This is a genomic window from Caulobacter sp. CCH9-E1 (assembly GCF_001556515.1).
Classification (GTDB): Bacteria; Pseudomonadota; Alphaproteobacteria; order Caulobacterales; family Caulobacteraceae; genus Caulobacter.
Genome location: NZ_LSJA01000034.1, coordinates 1 through 326, shown reverse-complemented (window position 1 = coordinate 326; position 326 = coordinate 1). Strand labels below are relative to the sequence as shown.

Annotated in this window: 1 protein-coding gene; it reads right to left on the bottom strand. The window is 71.5% G+C overall.

The window, feature by feature from the left end; genetic code table 11:
* Positions 1 to 326 (bottom strand): OmpA family protein (locus tag AX690_RS01795; RefSeq protein ID WP_156449528.1); only part of this gene is annotated, 326 nt, incomplete at both ends.

The following is a 326-nucleotide window of genomic DNA, read 5'->3' as shown; positions in this document are numbered from 1 at the left end:
CTTCACGCCATCGCCGGTGGCGACGGCCGGAGCGCTTTCACCCTTCCAGTCGACGGCCAGGGCCGTGGCGTTGACGCCCATGCCCACCAGACCGTCGGCCACCGCCTTGGCGCGGCGCTCCGAGAGCCTGCGGTTGTAGGCGTCCGAGCCCGAGGTGTCGGTGTGACCCGTCACCACGATGCGGGTGGCGCCGCCGCCCTTGGCGTAGTCGGCGGCCTGCTGGACCACCGCCTGGGCTTCCGTCGTCAGGACGTACTGATCGAACGGGAAGTAGACCACGAACTCACGCGACTCGTAGGCCGGCGCGGCCGGAGGCGGCGGCCTAC